This window comes from Pseudomonas cerasi (genome assembly GCF_027983475.1).
Taxonomy (GTDB): domain Bacteria; phylum Pseudomonadota; class Gammaproteobacteria; order Pseudomonadales; family Pseudomonadaceae; genus Aquipseudomonas; species Aquipseudomonas cerasi.
In genome coordinates, this window is sequence record NZ_JAQJVM010000001.1 from 1,984,290 (window position 1) to 1,999,248 (window position 14,959).

The 14,959-nt window shown below is 60.9% G+C and carries 14 protein-coding genes; 12 read left to right on the top strand and 2 right to left on the bottom strand.

Going from position 1 to position 14,959, the window contains the following annotated elements:
• The first annotated feature begins 1 nt into the window (after window position 1).
• Window positions 2-1,048: a flagellar motor protein MotB gene (motB, locus tag PI739_RS08545; protein ID WP_161429191.1), complete on the top strand. Its 1,047-nt coding sequence runs from the start codon at window positions 2-4 to the stop codon at window positions 1,046-1,048.
• Window positions 1,049-1,109: 61 nt separating this feature from the next.
• On the opposite strand, the gene rsgA is transcribed toward motB, so the two are convergent.
• Window positions 1,110-2,141, bottom strand: a complete 1,032-nt coding sequence (rsgA, locus tag PI739_RS08550; RefSeq protein ID WP_003366295.1) for a small ribosomal subunit biogenesis GTPase RsgA — start codon at window positions 2,139-2,141, stop codon at window positions 1,110-1,112.
• 108 nt (window positions 2,142-2,249) lie between these two features.
• On the opposite strand from rsgA, the gene orn reads away from it, so the two are divergent.
• Together orn and PI739_RS08560 are read left to right on the top strand one after the other, a co-directional pair.
• On the top strand, window positions 2,250-2,786 hold the full coding sequence (gene orn, locus PI739_RS08555) for an oligoribonuclease (RefSeq protein WP_187599487.1): 537 nt from the start codon (window positions 2,250-2,252) through the stop codon (window positions 2,784-2,786).
• Between the two features lie 94 nt (window positions 2,787-2,880).
• Window positions 2,881-3,492: a trimeric intracellular cation channel family protein gene (locus tag PI739_RS08560; RefSeq protein WP_003343002.1), complete on the top strand. Its 612-nt coding sequence runs from the start codon at window positions 2,881-2,883 to the stop codon at window positions 3,490-3,492.
• Between the two features lie 111 nt (window positions 3,493-3,603).
• Here PI739_RS08560 and queG read toward each other — a convergent pair whose 3' ends face one another.
• Window positions 3,604-4,692: a tRNA epoxyqueuosine(34) reductase QueG gene (gene queG, locus PI739_RS08565; protein WP_024663643.1), complete on the bottom strand. Its 1,089-nt coding sequence runs from the start codon at window positions 4,690-4,692 to the stop codon at window positions 3,604-3,606.
• Window positions 4,693-4,755: 63 nt separating this feature from the next.
• On the opposite strand from queG, the gene PI739_RS08570 reads away from it, so the two are divergent.
• From PI739_RS08570 to hflC, 9 genes are all read left to right on the top strand, one after another.
• Window positions 4,756-6,246: an NAD(P)H-hydrate dehydratase gene (locus PI739_RS08570; protein ID WP_271351699.1), complete on the top strand. Its 1,491-nt coding sequence runs from the start codon at window positions 4,756-4,758 to the stop codon at window positions 6,244-6,246.
• Window positions 6,234-6,704, top strand: coding sequence for a tRNA (adenosine(37)-N6)-threonylcarbamoyltransferase complex ATPase subunit type 1 TsaE (gene tsaE, locus PI739_RS08575; protein WP_003317192.1), 471 nt, complete (start codon window positions 6,234-6,236; stop codon window positions 6,702-6,704). The genes PI739_RS08570 and tsaE overlap by 13 nt, the downstream gene beginning before the upstream one ends.
• 2 nt (window positions 6,705-6,706) lie before the next feature.
• Entirely contained in the window at window positions 6,707-8,134 is a 1,428-nt protein-coding gene (locus PI739_RS08580; RefSeq protein WP_197676929.1) for an N-acetylmuramoyl-L-alanine amidase, read from the top strand.
• Window positions 8,134-10,080 (top strand): DNA mismatch repair endonuclease MutL, encoded by a 1,947-nt coding sequence (gene mutL, locus PI739_RS08585; protein WP_003366307.1) that lies wholly within the window; start codon window positions 8,134-8,136, stop codon window positions 10,078-10,080. Before PI739_RS08580 ends, mutL begins: the two co-directional genes overlap by 1 nt.
• Complete coding sequence (gene miaA / locus PI739_RS08590) at window positions 10,081-11,052, top strand: tRNA (adenosine(37)-N6)-dimethylallyltransferase MiaA (RefSeq protein WP_271351700.1); 972 nt, start codon at window positions 10,081-10,083, stop codon at window positions 11,050-11,052. It begins immediately after the preceding gene.
• 92 nt (window positions 11,053-11,144) lie between these two features.
• Window positions 11,145-11,405 carry an RNA chaperone Hfq gene (hfq, locus tag PI739_RS08595; RefSeq protein WP_002551819.1) on the top strand — a complete coding sequence of 87 codons (261 nt, stop codon included), beginning with the start codon at window positions 11,145-11,147 and terminating at the stop codon, window positions 11,403-11,405.
• A 12-nt stretch (window positions 11,406-11,417) separates the two neighbouring features.
• Entirely contained in the window at window positions 11,418-12,719 is a 1,302-nt protein-coding gene (gene hflX, locus PI739_RS08600; RefSeq protein ID WP_002551820.1) for a ribosome rescue GTPase HflX, read from the top strand.
• A gap of 96 nt (window positions 12,720-12,815) precedes the next feature.
• Window positions 12,816-14,021 (top strand): FtsH protease activity modulator HflK, encoded by a 1,206-nt coding sequence (hflK, locus tag PI739_RS08605; RefSeq protein ID WP_003366313.1) that lies wholly within the window; start codon window positions 12,816-12,818, stop codon window positions 14,019-14,021.
• On the top strand, window positions 14,021-14,890 hold the full coding sequence (gene hflC, locus PI739_RS08610; RefSeq protein ID WP_003366315.1) for a protease modulator HflC: 870 nt from the start codon (window positions 14,021-14,023) through the stop codon (window positions 14,888-14,890). Before hflK ends, hflC begins: the two co-directional genes overlap by 1 nt.
• Window positions 14,891-14,959: the final 69 nt, after the last annotated feature.

The window sequence follows — 14,959 nt, forward strand, 5'->3', positions numbered from 1 at the left end:
CATGGAAAATAATCAGCCGATTATCATCAAGCGCGTAAAGCGCTTTGGTGGCGGACATCATGGCGGTGCCTGGAAAATCGCGTTTGCCGACTTCGCGACGGCGATGATGGCGTTCTTTCTGGTGCTGTGGCTGATGTCGTCCGCCACCCCCGAGCAATTGCTCGCGGTCGCCGGTTATTTCAAGGACCCTGTCGGCTTTTCGGACAGCGGTTCGCCGTATGTGATCGATCTGGGCGGTTCGCCGGAGATGTCGCCGAACCAGACGCTGAACCCCGAGGTAAAGACCACGCCTTCGCCGGACACCGTGCCGCTTGAGGCAGAAACTGCCGAGACCAAGGCTGAAGAGGTAGAGCAGGAGCGTCTGGAGATGCTGCTCCAGGAATTGCAGAACAAGGTCGAGGAAAACCCGCAACTGCAAAAATTCAAGGACCAGATTCTGTTCGAGATCACTCAGGACGGCTTGCGTATCCAGATCATGGATGCGGAAAATCGACCGATGTTCGACTCGGGCAGCGCGCGTCTCAAGCCTTATTTCGAAGACATTCTGCTGGCTCTGGCTGACACCATCAAAAGTGTGCCGAACAAGATCAGCATCAGCGGCCATACCGATGCAACGCCTTTCGTGGGCAGCGGCGGGTTCGGCAACTGGGAGCTGTCGGCCAACCGTGCCAATGCTGCACGCCGCGCACTGGTAGCGGGGACCTATCCGGACTCACAGGTGGCCAGGGTGGTAGGGTACGCGTCGTCTGCTCTTTATGATCACCAGAACCCGACCAACCCGGTCAATCGCCGCATCGATATCGTGGTGCTGACCAAAAAAGCCCAGCAGCGTATCGAGGGCGATCAGAACTCCGGCGGCGCGCCAGCCACGCCTGGCGCGCCGGCAGCACCCGCACCAGCTCCGGCGGCACCGGCCGTGCCCGCTGCTCCGGGGGCTTCGACAGCGGCGCCGCCAGACCCGCAGGCCTACGCCCAGCCGCGCGAGATCCGGCAGAAGCTGAATATCTTTGACGATGGCAAGTTGCGGGTCGAGCCAGCCCAGAACTGAGCGGCAACCGATACAAAAACGCCGCGATCATCGCGGCGTTTTTGCGTGTGGCGTTCGGTGCTCAGTAACTGTCTTGCGGCAGGCTGGCAATGATCGAGCGATAGCTGTTCATGCGCTGCTGTTGCACGCGGCCGTCCTCAAGCCCCTTGAGCAGGGCGCAGCCCGGTTCGCGGTCATGCTTGCAGTCACGAAAGCGGCAGGTGCCGATCAGGTCGTTGAACTCGATGAAGCCTGCCTCTACGTCAGCACGACTGACGTGCCCCAGGCCGAACTCACGGATACCCGGCGAGTCGATCAGATCGCCGCCACGCGGGAAGTGGAACAGGCGTGCGGTGGTCGTGGTATGCGTGCCCTGACCGGAAACTTCGGACAGCGGGCCGACCCGAGTGTCGGTTTCCGGCAACAGGCTGTTGACCAGCGAGGACTTGCCGACGCCGGACTGGCCGACGAACACGCTGATGTGCCCGTCAAGCTGACTTTGCAGGCTCTGCATGCCGTCACCGTGGTGCGCGGACACTTCCAGCACCGGATAACCCAGCGTGCGGTAGACCGCCAGCAGGGCGTTGAGCGCGGGCGCATTCTGTTCGTCGATCAGGTCTGCCTTGTTGAGCAGCAGCAAAGGACGAATCCCGGCATGCTCGGCGGCCACCAGATAACGGTCGATCAGGTTGGCATGCGGCTCGGGCATCGGCGCGAAGACGATCACGATCAGGTCGACGTTGGCAGCCACAGGCTTGAGCTGGCCGCGTGAATCCGGGCGGCGCAGTTCGGTGGTGCGGGGCAGTTGCGCGACGATGACGCCAATGCCCTGATTGCCGGCGCGCCATACGACGCGATCACCGGTCACCAGTGCAGGCAGGTTGGCGCGCAGGTGGCAACGGAAGACCTGACCGGTCACTTCGCCTTCCTGGGCCTCGACTTCGACTTGCACGCCGAAGTGAGCGATGACCAGCCCCGTCTGCTCGGGGCCGAGGTCGCCACCCTCGAGTGTTTCAAGCGTAGCGGACTCGCGTTTTGCCGCGCGGGCAGCACGCTCGCCCTGAATTTTTTCGATGCGCCAGTTTTGACGACGATTGAGTTGGCGTTTGGCCATGGGTGTTCCGATGTGATGTAACCGATGAATTAGGCAGTACGGTGGATCGGCAGGAGTCTAGCACGGCAGGGTGAGCTAAACTGCGCGCCTACGCTGAGGAGTCGACACATGCAGAACAAGCAGAACCTGATCTGGATCGATCTGGAAATGACCGGTCTGGACCCTGATACCGATGTCATTATCGAAATGGCCACGATCATCACCGATAGCGAGCTGAACACCCTGGCTGAAGGCCCGGTGATCGCTGTGCATCAGAGCGACGAGACGTTGGCGAAAATGGATGAGTGGAACACTCGCCAGCACGGCGGTTCGGGCCTGACCCAGCGCGTGCGGGAAAGTACCGTCAGCATGGCTGAAGCCGAGACGCAGACCCTTGATTTCATCAAGCTGTGGGTCCCCGAGCGCAGTTCGCCGATCTGCGGCAACAGCATCTGCCAGGATCGCCGCTTCCTGTACCGCCACATGCCGACGCTGGAAAACTACTTCCACTACCGCAATCTGGATGTCTCGACCCTCAAGGAACTGGCGGCGCGCTGGTCCCCCGAGCTGAAATTCAAGAAAGGCAGCACCCACCTGGCGCTCGATGACATCCGCGAGTCGATTGCCGAGCTGCGCTTTTATCGTGAGCACTTCATCAAGGCCTGATCGAGACGCGCGTGCAGTGAATAATCTTCGCTGCACTCTTTCAGTGCGTTGGTCGGCTGGTTAGACTGCGCGCCTTTGTCGCAGAGTCGCCGCCATGTTGCTGATGCTTTATCTGATCGCTATCACTGCTGAAGCCATGACGGGAGCCCTGTCTGCGGGGCGGCGCGGGATGGACTGGTTCGGCGTGGTGCTGATCGCCTGCGTCACGGCGCTGGGTGGCGGGTCGGTGCGCGACGTGCTGATCGGTCATTACCCGCTGACCTGGGTCAAGCACCCGGAATACCTGGTCCTGACCAGTGTGGCGGCGCTGGTGACGATCTTCATTGCGCCACTGATGCGCCACCTGCGCTCACTGTTTCTGGTGCTCGACGCACTGGGGCTGGTGGCCTTTACCCTGATCGGCTGCATGACCGCGCTCGAGGCCGGGCACGGTCTGCTGATCGCGTCAGTGTGCGGCGTGATCACCGGGGTCTTCGGTGGCATCCTGCGCGACATCTTTTGCAACGACATCCCGCTGATCTTCCGCCGCGAGCTGTACGCCAGCGTGTCTTTTCTGGCTGCATGGTGTTTTCTGCTGTGTCAGTACCTGCAACTGCCCAACGAACAAGCGGTGCTGATCACCCTGTTCGGCGGCCTGCTGCTGCGCCTGCTGGCGATTCGTTTCCGCTGGGAAATGCCCAAGTTTGTCTACAAGGACGAGCCCTGAAGCGTACGCAGGGCGCAGGCACAATAGTTGAAAAATTATCGTTCCTCACGCTCCAGCGTGGGAATGCCTTTCGTGACGCTCCGCGTCACACGCCTGCGCCGCGCGGCAGGTTTAAAGCGGCGCCACGCCATGCCTCTGCAGCGCCCATTCCACATGCTCCCTGACCAGTTCCGAGGGATAGTCGCGCCGTGCGTGCAGGGCTTCGATCACCGGGATGGTGGAGGGCGCGTTGCCCAGCCCCACGGCCAGGTTGCGTAGCCAGCGCTCATAACCCGCCCGGCGCAGTGGTGAACCTTCGGTGCTGCCGAGGAATTTCTCTTCGTCCCACAGGAACAGTTCGGCCAGCCCTGCATTGTCCAGATTGTGGCGCGGCTGAAAGTCGCTCTGCTCGGTTGGCCGGGCGAAGCGGTTCCACGGGCAGACGATCTGGCAATCGTCGCAACCGAACACCCGGTTGCCGATCAGTGGCCGCAGCTCTTCTGGGATCGCGGTCTTCAGCTCGATGGTCAGATAAGAAATGCAGCGTCGCGCGTCCAGCACGTAAGGCCCGATAAACGCCGCCGTCGGACAGATGTCCAGGCAGGCCGTGCAGCGCCCGCAATGCTCGGTTGCATGAGGTGCGTCGACCGGCAACGGGATATCGACAAACAGCTCGCCAAGAAAGAAGAAACTGCCCGCCTTACGGTTGAGCACCAGCGTGTTTTTGCCGATCCAGCCGAGCCCGGCCTGTTCGGCGATGGCTTTTTCCAGCACTGGCGCGCTGTCCACGAAGGCTCGAAAGCCAAACGGCCCTACGGCCTGCTGAATACGCTCGGCCAGTTGCTGCAGGCGCTTGCGGATGAGTTTGTGATAATCACGGCCCAGCGCGTAACGTGAGACGTAGGCTTTTTCCGGCTCGGTCAGGCGCTGCGCCATTTCGGTGTCGCCCGGCAGATAATCCATGCGCAGCGACACCACGCGCAACGTTCCCGGGACCAGCTCATCGGGGTGGGAACGTTTGCTGCCATGGGCTGCCATATAGTCCATTTCCCCGTGATAGCCTGCATCGAGCCAGCGTTGCAGATGCTGTTCGTGCTCTGCCAGGTCCAGGCCGCTGATCCCGACTTCCTGAAAGCCCAGCTCACGCCCCCACGCCTTGATTGAGACGGCAAGGGCGGCGAGATCATCGGAACTAGGAAGTACAGCAGTAATAGCGGACATGCGCAGAGAGAAACCGGGACCAAGGTGCGTATAATTCTGCCAGACATCGGAGCCCATAGACGCATGTTCGACACTAAACCTCATTTACCCGACGCGCTGTACAGTGCTGCGCAGGTCCGCGACCTCGATGCACGGCTGGTTGCTGCAGGCACACCCGGCCTGGAATTGATGCTGCGCGCTGCGCAGGCGTTATGGCATACGATACTTCGGCGCTGGCCGGAGGCGAATGAACTGACCGTATTGACCGGGCGGGGCAACAACGCCGGTGACGGGTATCTGGTGGCTGCCATGGCGCACAAGGCCGGCTGGCAGGTCAGGGTGCTGGCCGTCGGCGATCCGGCCGCACTGACCGGTGATGCTGCTGCGGCGCATGCTGCGGCTTTCGGTATTCATATTCAGGCATGGGCCGGACAGCCGCTGGCCGGTATCGTACTGGATGCCTTGCTGGGCACCGGTCTCGATGGCGAGGTGCGCGAGCCCTACGTCTCGGCCATCAACGCTATCAACGAAAGCGGTCTGCCCGTCGTTGCGGTGGATATTCCATCCGGCTTGAGCGCAGATACTGGCCAGACGCTGGGTGTCGCGGTGCGTGCCGAAGTGACCGTTACGTTCATTGGCCTCAAACTGGGTTTGTTGACGGGCGACGCGGCAGATCTGGTGGGTGAGCTGATGTTCGACGACCTGCGCGCAGCTCCGGTGCTGGTGGCGCAGGCGCCGTTCAGCGCGAAGCGCCTCGATAAGCACAACCTGCCGCAACTGGCAGCACGCCCGCGAACCGCCCATAAAGGCATGTTTGGCCGGGTTCTGGTTATCGGTGGCGATCACGGTTTTGGCGGCGCAGCGTTGCTCAGCGCCGAAAGCGCCCTGCGCAGCGGTGCAGGCATGCTGACGCTGGCAACGCGGCCCGAGCATGTTCCGGCCGCTCTGACGCGTATGCCGGAAATCATGAGCGCGGCGATCCACTCGGCCAACCAACTGATGGGCTTGATCGAGCCGGCCAGCGTGTTGGTGGTCGGCCCCGGCCTGGGGCAGGCGGCCTGGGGGCGCAGCCTGCTGTCGGCGGCCGCCAACGCGGATCGTCCGCAGGTGTGGGACGCCGATGCGCTGAATATGCTGTCCGCCGGGCTGGTCAGCCTGCCCAAAGGCAGTGTCATCACCCCGCATCCGGGCGAAGCGGCACGCTTGCTGGGTGTGGGCATCAAGGAGGTTCAGGCTGACCGGGCCGCTGCGGTGCGGGCGTTGGCGCGTAAATTCGACACGGTTTGTGTGCTCAAGGGCTCTGGCAGTCTGATTGCCGATGCACACGGGCAACTGGCGTTGTGCGACCGCGGCCATCCGGCCATGGCCACCGCAGGACTGGGTGATGTGCTGGCCGGATTGATCGGCGCGTTGATAGCGCAGCACCTCAAACCTTTCGACGCGGCCTGTCTTGCCGTGTGGCTGCATGCAAGCGCCGGTCAGAAAGCCGGTGAGGGCGGTCGCGGGCTGGCTGCCAGCGATATTATTCCTGCCATTCGTCAGTTACTGGAGGAGCTGCAACCGTGTCTGATTTAACGCTGCATGTGGTGGGCGAAGAGGCAATGATGGATTTTGGTGCACGCCTGGCCAAGGTGACAGAAGGCCTTGGTGTCATCTTTCTGGATGGCGATCTGGGCGCTGGAAAAACCACGCTTTCGCGGGGATTGATTCGCGGCTTCGGGCATGTCGGGGCCGTCAAGAGTCCTACTTTCACGCTGGTCGAACCTTACGAAATCGGCGCGATAAAGGTGTTTCACTTTGACCTTTACCGGCTGGTCGATCCGGAAGAGCTCGAGTACATGGGTGTGCGTGATTACTTCGACGGCGACGCACTTTGTCTGATTGAATGGCCCCAGCGTGGTGCAGGCTTTTTGCCAAAGCCCGACCTGACCATTACCATTGGGCCGCACGGAGAAGGTCGTTCCGTGATATTGAGCCCGCTGGGCTCGCGTGGCGAACGTTGGTGTGCCACTTTGGCTTTGGAATTCAAATAGATATGGGGTTAGGTATGCGCATGCGCGCGCTGGTTACTGTAGTTGGTCTGCTGTTGATGGCCCTGGCTGTCGAGGCGGTTGCCGCTACGCAAGTACGAAGTGTCCGCTTATGGCGAGCACCGGACAACACGCGTCTGGTATTCGACCTGTCCGGGCCAGTCCAGCACAGCCTGTTTACCCTGACTTCGCCTGACCGTCTGGTGATCGATATCAATGGTGCGACGCTTGGCGGCCCCTTGAACGTACCAACGGCCAATACGCCGATCAGCAGCATGCGTTCTGCGCAGCGCACGCCTACCGACCTGCGCGTGGTCATCGACCTGAAAAAGGGTGTGACCCCGAAGAGCTTCACGCTGGCGCCGAATCAGCAATACGGCAACCGTCTGGTGGTCGACCTGTACGACAACGCCGCCGATGCCAATCCGACACCGGTCATTCCGGATACCGCCGCCAACACCGCGCCTGCTGTCCCGGTCAGCCCGGCCAAGCCTGAAATCAAGCTGACCCCGGTGCCGAACGGCAAGCGCGACATCGTCGTGGTGATCGATGCCGGGCACGGCGGGGAAGACCCCGGTGCCTCGGGCGGTGCCGGTCAGAAAGAGAAAAACGTGGTGCTGTCGATTGCCAAGGAGCTGCAGCGCCAGGTCAATGCCGAGAAAGGCTACCGCGCCGAACTGACGCGGACCGGCGACTACTTTATTCCGCTGCGCAAACGTACCGAGATCGCCCGTTCCAAGGGCGCCGACCTGTTCGTGTCGATCCACGCCGACGCCGCCCCGTCCTCTGCGGCGTTCGGCGCATCGGTGTTCGCCCTGTCCGATCGCGGTGCCACTTCCGAAACTGCACGCTGGCTGGCGGACAGTGAAAACCGTTCCGACCTTATCGGTGGTGCTGGCGCTGTCAGCCTGGATGACAAGGACCGCATGCTCGCGGGTGTGTTGCTGGACTTGTCCATGACCGCTTCGCTGTCGTCGAGCCTGAACGTTGGCCAGAAGGTATTGAGCAATATTGGCCGCGTCACCTCGCTGCACAAGTCACGTGTCGAGCAGGCGGGCTTCATGGTGCTCAAGTCGCCGGATATCCCGTCGATTCTGGTGGAAACCGGCTTTATCTCCAATGCCAACGAGGCCAACAAGCTCGGTTCGGCGTCGCATCAACAGGCGTTGGCGCGTTCGATCACGTCGGGCGTCAAGCAGTTCTTCCAGCAGAACCCGCCGCAGGGCACTTATATCGCTTGGCTGCGTGACAACGGCAAGCTGGCCCAGGGGCCGCGCAATCATGTCGTTCGTTCCGGCGAAACCCTGGCCATGCTCGCTGCGCGCTATGACATGAGCATCGCCACCTTGCGCAGCGCTAACAATCTGAAGTCGGATGAATTGAAGATCGGCCAGGACCTGCGTATCCCAAGTTCCGAGGTGGCGACTCAGTAATGACCGATCTCCTGCTCGACGGCGCCGAAGCCGAAAACGCTCAGACTGCCCTGAACGCAGCGCGCATTGAACTGCTCAGTCCGCGTCTGGCCAACCAGATTGCGGCGGGCGAAGTCGTCGAGCGCCCGGCTTCGGTGATCAAGGAACTGCTGGAAAACAGCCTCGATTCCGGCGCGCGGCGCATTGATGTCGACGTCGAGCAGGCCGGCATCAAATTGTTGAAAGTGCGTGACGATGGCAGCGGTATCTCTTCGGACGATCTGCCATTGGCGCTGGCACGTCACGCGACCAGCAAGATTCGCGACCTGGAAGACCTCGAGCGGGTCATGAGCCTTGGGTTTCGCGGCGAAGCGCTGGCTTCGATCAGTTCCGTAGCGCGCCTGACGCTGACCTCCCGCACCCGCGACGCCGATCAGGCATGGCAGGTCGAAACCGAAGGTCGGGACATGGCGCCGCGCGTGCAGCCAGCCGCGCATCCGGTAGGCACCTCCGTTGAAGTGCGCGACCTGTTCTTCAACACGCCGGCCCGGCGCAAGTTTCTGAAAGCCGAAAAAACCGAATTCGATCATTTGCAGGAAGTCATCAAGCGCATGGCGCTGGCGCGTTTCGACGTGGCCTTCCACCTGCGTCACAACGGCAAGACCGTGCTGAGCCTGCATGAAGCGCATGACGACACCGCCAGGGCGCGACGTGTCTCGGCAATCTGCGGGCCTGGCTTTCTGGAGCAGGCGCTGCCCATCGAGATCGAGCGCAATGGTCTGCATCTGTGGGGCTGGGTCGGGCTGCCGACCTTTTCGCGCAGCCAGGCCGACCTGCAATATTTCTTCGTGAATGGCCGCGCAGTGCGCGACAAGCTGGTCGCCCACGCAGTGCGTCAAGCGTATCGCGACGTGCTGTTCAATGGCCGTCATCCGACCTTCGTGCTGTTCTTCGAGGTCGATCCGGCCGCTGTGGACGTCAACGTTCACCCGACCAAACACGAAGTGCGCTTCCGCGACGGGCGCATGGTGCACGACTTTCTGTATGGCACCCTCTACCGCGCGCTGGGCGATGTGCGCCCTGAAAATCAGCTGGGTGGCAGCGTGCCGGTTGTCGCCGAGACACGCCCGAGCGGGCCTGAAGCGGGCGAATTCGGGCCGCAGGGTGAAATGCGTCTGGCCAACAATGTGCTGGAGCAGCCCCAGGGCGAGTCGTTTGCCCGGCCTGCTGCCGGTGGCGGCGCTGGCAGCGGTTATCAGTATCAATACACGCCTCGGCCCACCGCTGGCGTGCCGGTGGCCGAAGCGCAAAGTGCTTATCGTGAATTCTTCGCGCCGCTGCCCAGTGCTGCGCCCGCGTCGCTGCCTGAGTCGCCCGGGGATATTCCGCCGCTGGGTTATGCGCTGGCGCAGCTCAAGGGTATCTACATCCTTGCTGAAAACGCTCACGGCCTGGTGCTGGTGGACATGCACGCCGCTCACGAGCGGATCATGTACGAGCGCCTGAAAATAGCCATGGCCAACGAAGGTTTGAGCGGCCAGCCATTGCTGGTGCCCGAGTCCATTGCGGTCAGCCAGCGTGAAGCGGACTGCGCCGAAGAGCATCTTGCGACCTTCCAGCGCCTGGGCTTCGAGCTTCAACGGCTCGGCCCGGAAACCCTGGCGATCCGCCAGATCCCCGCGTTGCTCAAGCAGGCCGAAGCCAACCGGCTGGTCAGCGATGTGCTGGCCGACCTCATGGAATACGGCACCAGCGACCGGGTGCAGGCGCACATGAACGAGTTGCTCGGGACCATGGCCTGCCACGGCGCGATTCGCGCCAATCGGCGTCTGGCCATCCCGGAAATGAACGGCCTGCTGCGTGACATGGAAAACACCGAGCGCAGCGGGCAATGCAACCACGGTCGTCCTACCTGGACCCAGATGGGTCTCAATGATCTGGATAAATTATTCCTGCGCGGTCAATGAATGAACGCTTTACCTCCGGCCATCTTTCTCATGGGGCCTACCGCTGCAGGCAAGACCGACCTTGCGATAGAACTGACCAAAGTGCTGCCCTGCGAGCTGATCAGCGTCGACTCTGCGCTGGTCTATCGCGGCATGGACATCGGTACCGCCAAACCGTCGAAGGCTCAGCTGGCTGAATATCCTCACCGTCTGATCGACATTCTCGACCCGGCGCAAAGCTACTCCGCCGCCGATTTTCGCAGTGATGCCCTGGCGGCCATGGCGGAAATTACTGCGCGCGGAAATATTCCTTTGCTGGTCGGCGGCACTATGTTGTATTTCAAGGCTCTATTGGACGGGCTGGCGGATATGCCGGCGGCCGATGCGCAGGTCAGGGCGCAGCTTGAGGCGGATGCACAGGCCTTCGGCTGGCAGTCATTGCACGATCAACTGGCGGTGGTCGATCCCGTTTCGGCGGCACGTATTCACCCCAATGATCCGCAACGGCTGATCAGGGCACTCGAGGTGTATCGCGTCAGCGGAATGAGCATGACGGCACACCGCGAGCAACAAACTGCGCAAAGTACCGAAGCAGCCGCATCAGGGCGTCAGCAATTGCCCTATACTGTTGCGAACCTTGCCATCGCTCCGGCTGATCGCAAGGTGCTGCACCAACGCATCGCGCTACGTTTCGAGCAAATGCTGGATCAGGGGTTTCTGGACGAAGTACTGGCATTGCGCTCAAGAGGTGATCTGCATTCAGGGTTGCCATCGATAAGAGCTGTCGGTTATCGCCAGGTCTGGGATCACCTGGATGGGAAACTGACGCGGGATGAAATGCAGGAGAGCGGCATCATTGCGACGCGCCAGCTGGCCAAAAGGCAGTTCACCTGGCTACGTAGCTGGGACGACTTGCACTGGCTGGACAGCCTGGCCAGCGACAATCTGTCGCGCGCCTTGAAATACCTGGGATCGGTCTCCATATTGAGCTGAGTCCCTGCAATAGCCGTCTATCCTTGGGGGGTGGCCGGTAAGCCAATCGAATTCGATTTATTATTTTATTGATCCTTAAAGGAGTGCGGCACATGTCAAAAGGGCATTCGCTACAAGACCCTTACCTGAATACCTTGCGTAAAGAGAAGGTCGGGGTATCGATCTATCTGGTCAACGGTATCAAGCTGCAGGGTACGATCGAGTCTTTCGACCAGTTCGTCATTTTGCTGAAGAACACGGTCAGCCAGATGGTCTACAAACACGCTATTTCCACCGTCGTACCGGTTCGCCCGATCCGCCTGCCAAGCGCTACAGACGCTGACGGCGCGGACGCCGAGCCAGGTAACGCCTGATAGGAGTCTGCCTTGTTCTTTGAGCGCCACAGTGGTGGTGAACGTGCAATTCTCGTTCATCTGGATGGTCAGGACCCTGAGGCGCGCGAAGATCCGCAGGAGTTTCAGGAATTGGCCATCTCGGCCGGTGCCGATACCGTTGCGTTTATCAACGTGCCGCGTCATCGGCCTTCGGCCAAGTACCTGATCGGCTCTGGCAAGGTCGAGGAGCTTCGCGATCAGGTCAAGGCCGAGCAGGCCGATCTGGTCATCTTCAATCACACCCTCACGCCCAGTCAGGAACGCAACCTCGAACGCGTTTTCGAGTGTCGTGTGCTTGATCGTACCGGTCTGATTCTCGATATCTTTGCGCAACGGGCGCGTACTCACGAAGGCAAGCTGCAGGTCGAACTGGCCCAGCTTGAGCACATGAGTACCCGTCTGGTCCGTGGCTGGACTCACCTTGAGCGACAGAAAGGTGGTATCGGCCTGCGCGGTCCGGGTGAAACCCAGCTCGAAACCGACCGACGTCTATTGCGGGTTCGCCTGCGGCAGATCAAGGGACGGCTGGAGAAGGTTCGCAGTCAGCGGGATCAGGCCCGTCGCGGGCGTCGTCGCGCGGATATTCCATCGGTTTCACTGGTGGGCTATACCAACGCCGGCAAATCGACCCTGTTCAACTCGGTAACCGATTCGGACGTGTTCGCGGCAGACCAACTGTTCGCCACGCTCGATCCGACCCTGCGTCGTCTGCAGCTCGATGACCTGGGGCCTATCGTGCTGGCCGATACCGTGGGCTTCATTCGCCATCTGCCACACAAGCTGGTCGAGGCCTTCCGCGCGACGCTTGAAGAATCGAGCAACTCCGATTTATTGCTGCATGTGATCGACTCCCACGAGCCGGATCGCATGTCGCAGATCGAGCAGGTCATGGCGGTGCTTGGCGAGATCGGAGCCGAGGGCTTGCCGATCCTTGAGGTCTATAACAAACTCGATCTGCTTGAAGGCGTAGAGCCTCAGATACAGCGCGATGCCGACGGCAAGCCGCAGCGTGTCTGGGTTTCTGCCCGTGATGGTCGGGGGCTTGATCTGCTCAAGCAGGCTATCGCCGAATTGCTCGGCGACGACCTGTTTGTCGGCACGCTGCTTCTGCCTCAAAGTCTCGCCCGGCTGCGTGCCCAGTTCTTTGAGCTGGGTGCGGTGCAGAGCGAAACGCATGACGAGGAAGGTGCCAGCGTGTTGGCCGTACGACTGCCGCGCGTTGAACTCAATCGACTGGTGAGTCGCGAAGGATTGCAGCCGCTGGAGTTCATCGAGCAACACACTTTGCAATAAAAGCACGAGAAAGCCGTTGTACGGCTTTCGCGAGCATTCTGTAGCATTGGTCGGCGCGCCGCGGGCGCGTCTTTGCTTTATCAGATGGAGAGCGCTATGGCTTGGAATGAGCCGGGTGGCAACTCGAATAATCAAGATCCCTGGGGTGGCAAACGCCGTGGCGGCGACCGCAAGGGACCACCTGATCTCGACGAGGCCTTCCGTAAGCTGCAGGAAAGCCTGAAGGGGTTGTTCGGCGGCGGTAACAAACGCGGCAGCGATGGCGGCAGCAGTGGCAGTGGTGGCGGCTCGGGCAAGGGCGGTGGCTTCGGCCTGCTCGGCATCGGGCTTGTCGTACTGGTCGCTTTCTGGCTTTACAGCGCTATCTATGTGGTTGACGAGCAAGAGCAGGCTGTCGTGCTGCGTTTCGGTCAGTACCACGAGACCGTGGGCCCGGGCCTTAACATCTACTTCCCTCCGTTCGATCGCAAGTACATGGAGAACGTGACTCGCGAGCGTGCTTACAGCAAGCAAGGCCAGATGCTCACCGAAGACGAGAACATCGTCGAAGTGCCGCTGACCGTGCAGTACAAGATCAGCGACCTTCAGGCGTTCGTGCTGAACGTCGACCAGCCTGAAATCAGCCTGCAGCACGCGACTGAAAGTGCGTTGCGCCATGTCGTGGGTTCCACGGCCATGGATCAGGTGCTGACTGAAGGCCGTGAACTGATGGCCAGCGAAATCAAGGAGCGTCTGCAACGTTTCCTCGATACCTACCGTACCGGCATCACCGTCACTCAGGTCAACGTACAGAGCGCTGCCGCGCCGCGTGAAGTTCAGGAAGCCTTCGATGACGTGATCCGCGCCCGTGAAGACGAGCAGCGTGCGCGTAACCAGGCTGAAAGCTATGCCAACGGTGTGATCCCGGAAGCCCGTGGTCAGGCTCAGCGTATTCTCGAAGATGCCAACGGTTACCGCGATGAAGTGGTTTCGCGCGCCAAGGGTGAGGCGGATCGCTTTACCAAGCTGGTTGCCGAGTACCGCAAGGCTCCTGAAGTTACCCGCCAGCGTCTGTATCTGGACACCATGCAGGAAGTCTTCAGCAATACCAGCAAGGTTCTCGTGACCGGCGACAAGGGGCAGAACAATCTGCTTTATCTTCCGCTCGACAAGATGATCGAGAGCAGCCGCAGCAGTAACGGCAATGGCTCCAATTCAGGTACGCCATCGCAGTCGGCCAATGATGCTGCCGCTGCTGCCGCCGCTGCCCGGGCGAATGAGGCTCAGCAGCGTGGTGAAGTACGTACCAGGGAGACTCGCTGATGAGTAACAAATCACTGATCACCCTTATTGTCGGCGTGGTACTGGCGGTCATCGCCTGGAACAGCTTTTACATAGTGTCCCAGACCGAGCGCGCGGTTCTGCTGCAATTCGGTCGTGTGGTCCAGGCTGACGTTCAGCCGGGTCTGCATGTGAAGGTTCCTTACGTGAACCAGGTGCGCAAGTTCGACGGTCGTTTGCTGACCCTCGATGCACCGACCCAGCGCTTCCTGACGCTGGAAAAGAAAGCGGTCATGGTCGATGCCTACGCCAAGTGGCGTGTGAAGGATGCGGAGCGTTTTTACACCGCGACTTCCGGCCTCAAGCAGATTGCCGACGAGCGTCTTTCGCGTCGTCTGGAATCCGGCCTGCGTGACCAGTTCGGCAAGCGCACCCTGCACGAAGTCGTGTCGGGCGAGCGGGACGCGCTGATGGCGGACATCACCGGTTCGCTGAACCGCATGGCCGAGAAAGAACTGGGTATCGAAGTGGTCGATGTCCGGGTCAAGGCCATCGATCTGCCGAAGGAAGTGAATCGCAGCGTTTTCGAACGCATGAGCACTGAGCGTGAGCGTGAAGCCCGCGAACACCGTGCCAAGGGTAACGAGCTGGCTGAAGGCATCCGTGCCGACGCCGATCGTCAGCGTCGTGTGCTGCTGGCCGAAGCCTATCGCGAGTCGGAAGAAGCGCGTGGTGATGGTGATGCCCAGGCTGCCGCGATCTACTCCAAGGCGTATGGTCAGGACCAGGAGTTCTATGCGTTCTATCGCAGCCTGCGTGCCTACCGCGAAAGCTTTGCGAACAAGAGCGACGTGATGGTGCTTGATCCGAACAGCGAATTCTTTCGCTACATGGAAAAAGCCAAGCCGTAATTAATCACCCGCCGGGCGGCAAAACCGCCCGGTGGGGTGAACGTACGGTGAAACGTGTGTATCATGCGG

Coding starts and splice junctions, on each gene's coding strand:
- motB (WP_161429191.1), top strand. CDS start 2: ATGGAAAATAATCAGCCGATTATCATCAAGCGCGTAAAGCGCTTTGGT.
- rsgA (WP_003366295.1), bottom strand. CDS start 2,141: ATGGCCAAACGCCAACTCAATCGTCGTCAAAACTGGCGCATCGAAAAA.
- orn (WP_187599487.1), top strand. CDS start 2,250: ATGCAGAACAAGCAGAACCTGATCTGGATCGATCTGGAAATGACCGGT.
- PI739_RS08560 (WP_003343002.1), top strand. CDS start 2,881: ATGTTGCTGATGCTTTATCTGATCGCTATCACTGCTGAAGCCATGACG.
- queG (WP_024663643.1), bottom strand. CDS start 4,692: ATGTCCGCTATTACTGCTGTACTTCCTAGTTCCGATGATCTCGCCGCC.
- PI739_RS08570 (WP_271351699.1), top strand. CDS start 4,756: ATGTTCGACACTAAACCTCATTTACCCGACGCGCTGTACAGTGCTGCG.
- PI739_RS08580 (WP_197676929.1), top strand. CDS start 6,707: ATGGGGTTAGGTATGCGCATGCGCGCGCTGGTTACTGTAGTTGGTCTG.
- mutL (WP_003366307.1), top strand. CDS start 8,134: ATGACCGATCTCCTGCTCGACGGCGCCGAAGCCGAAAACGCTCAGACT.
- miaA (WP_271351700.1), top strand. CDS start 10,081: ATGAACGCTTTACCTCCGGCCATCTTTCTCATGGGGCCTACCGCTGCA.
- hfq (WP_002551819.1), top strand. CDS start 11,145: ATGTCAAAAGGGCATTCGCTACAAGACCCTTACCTGAATACCTTGCGT.
- hflK (WP_003366313.1), top strand. CDS start 12,816: ATGGCTTGGAATGAGCCGGGTGGCAACTCGAATAATCAAGATCCCTGG.
- hflC (WP_003366315.1), top strand. CDS start 14,021: ATGAGTAACAAATCACTGATCACCCTTATTGTCGGCGTGGTACTGGCG.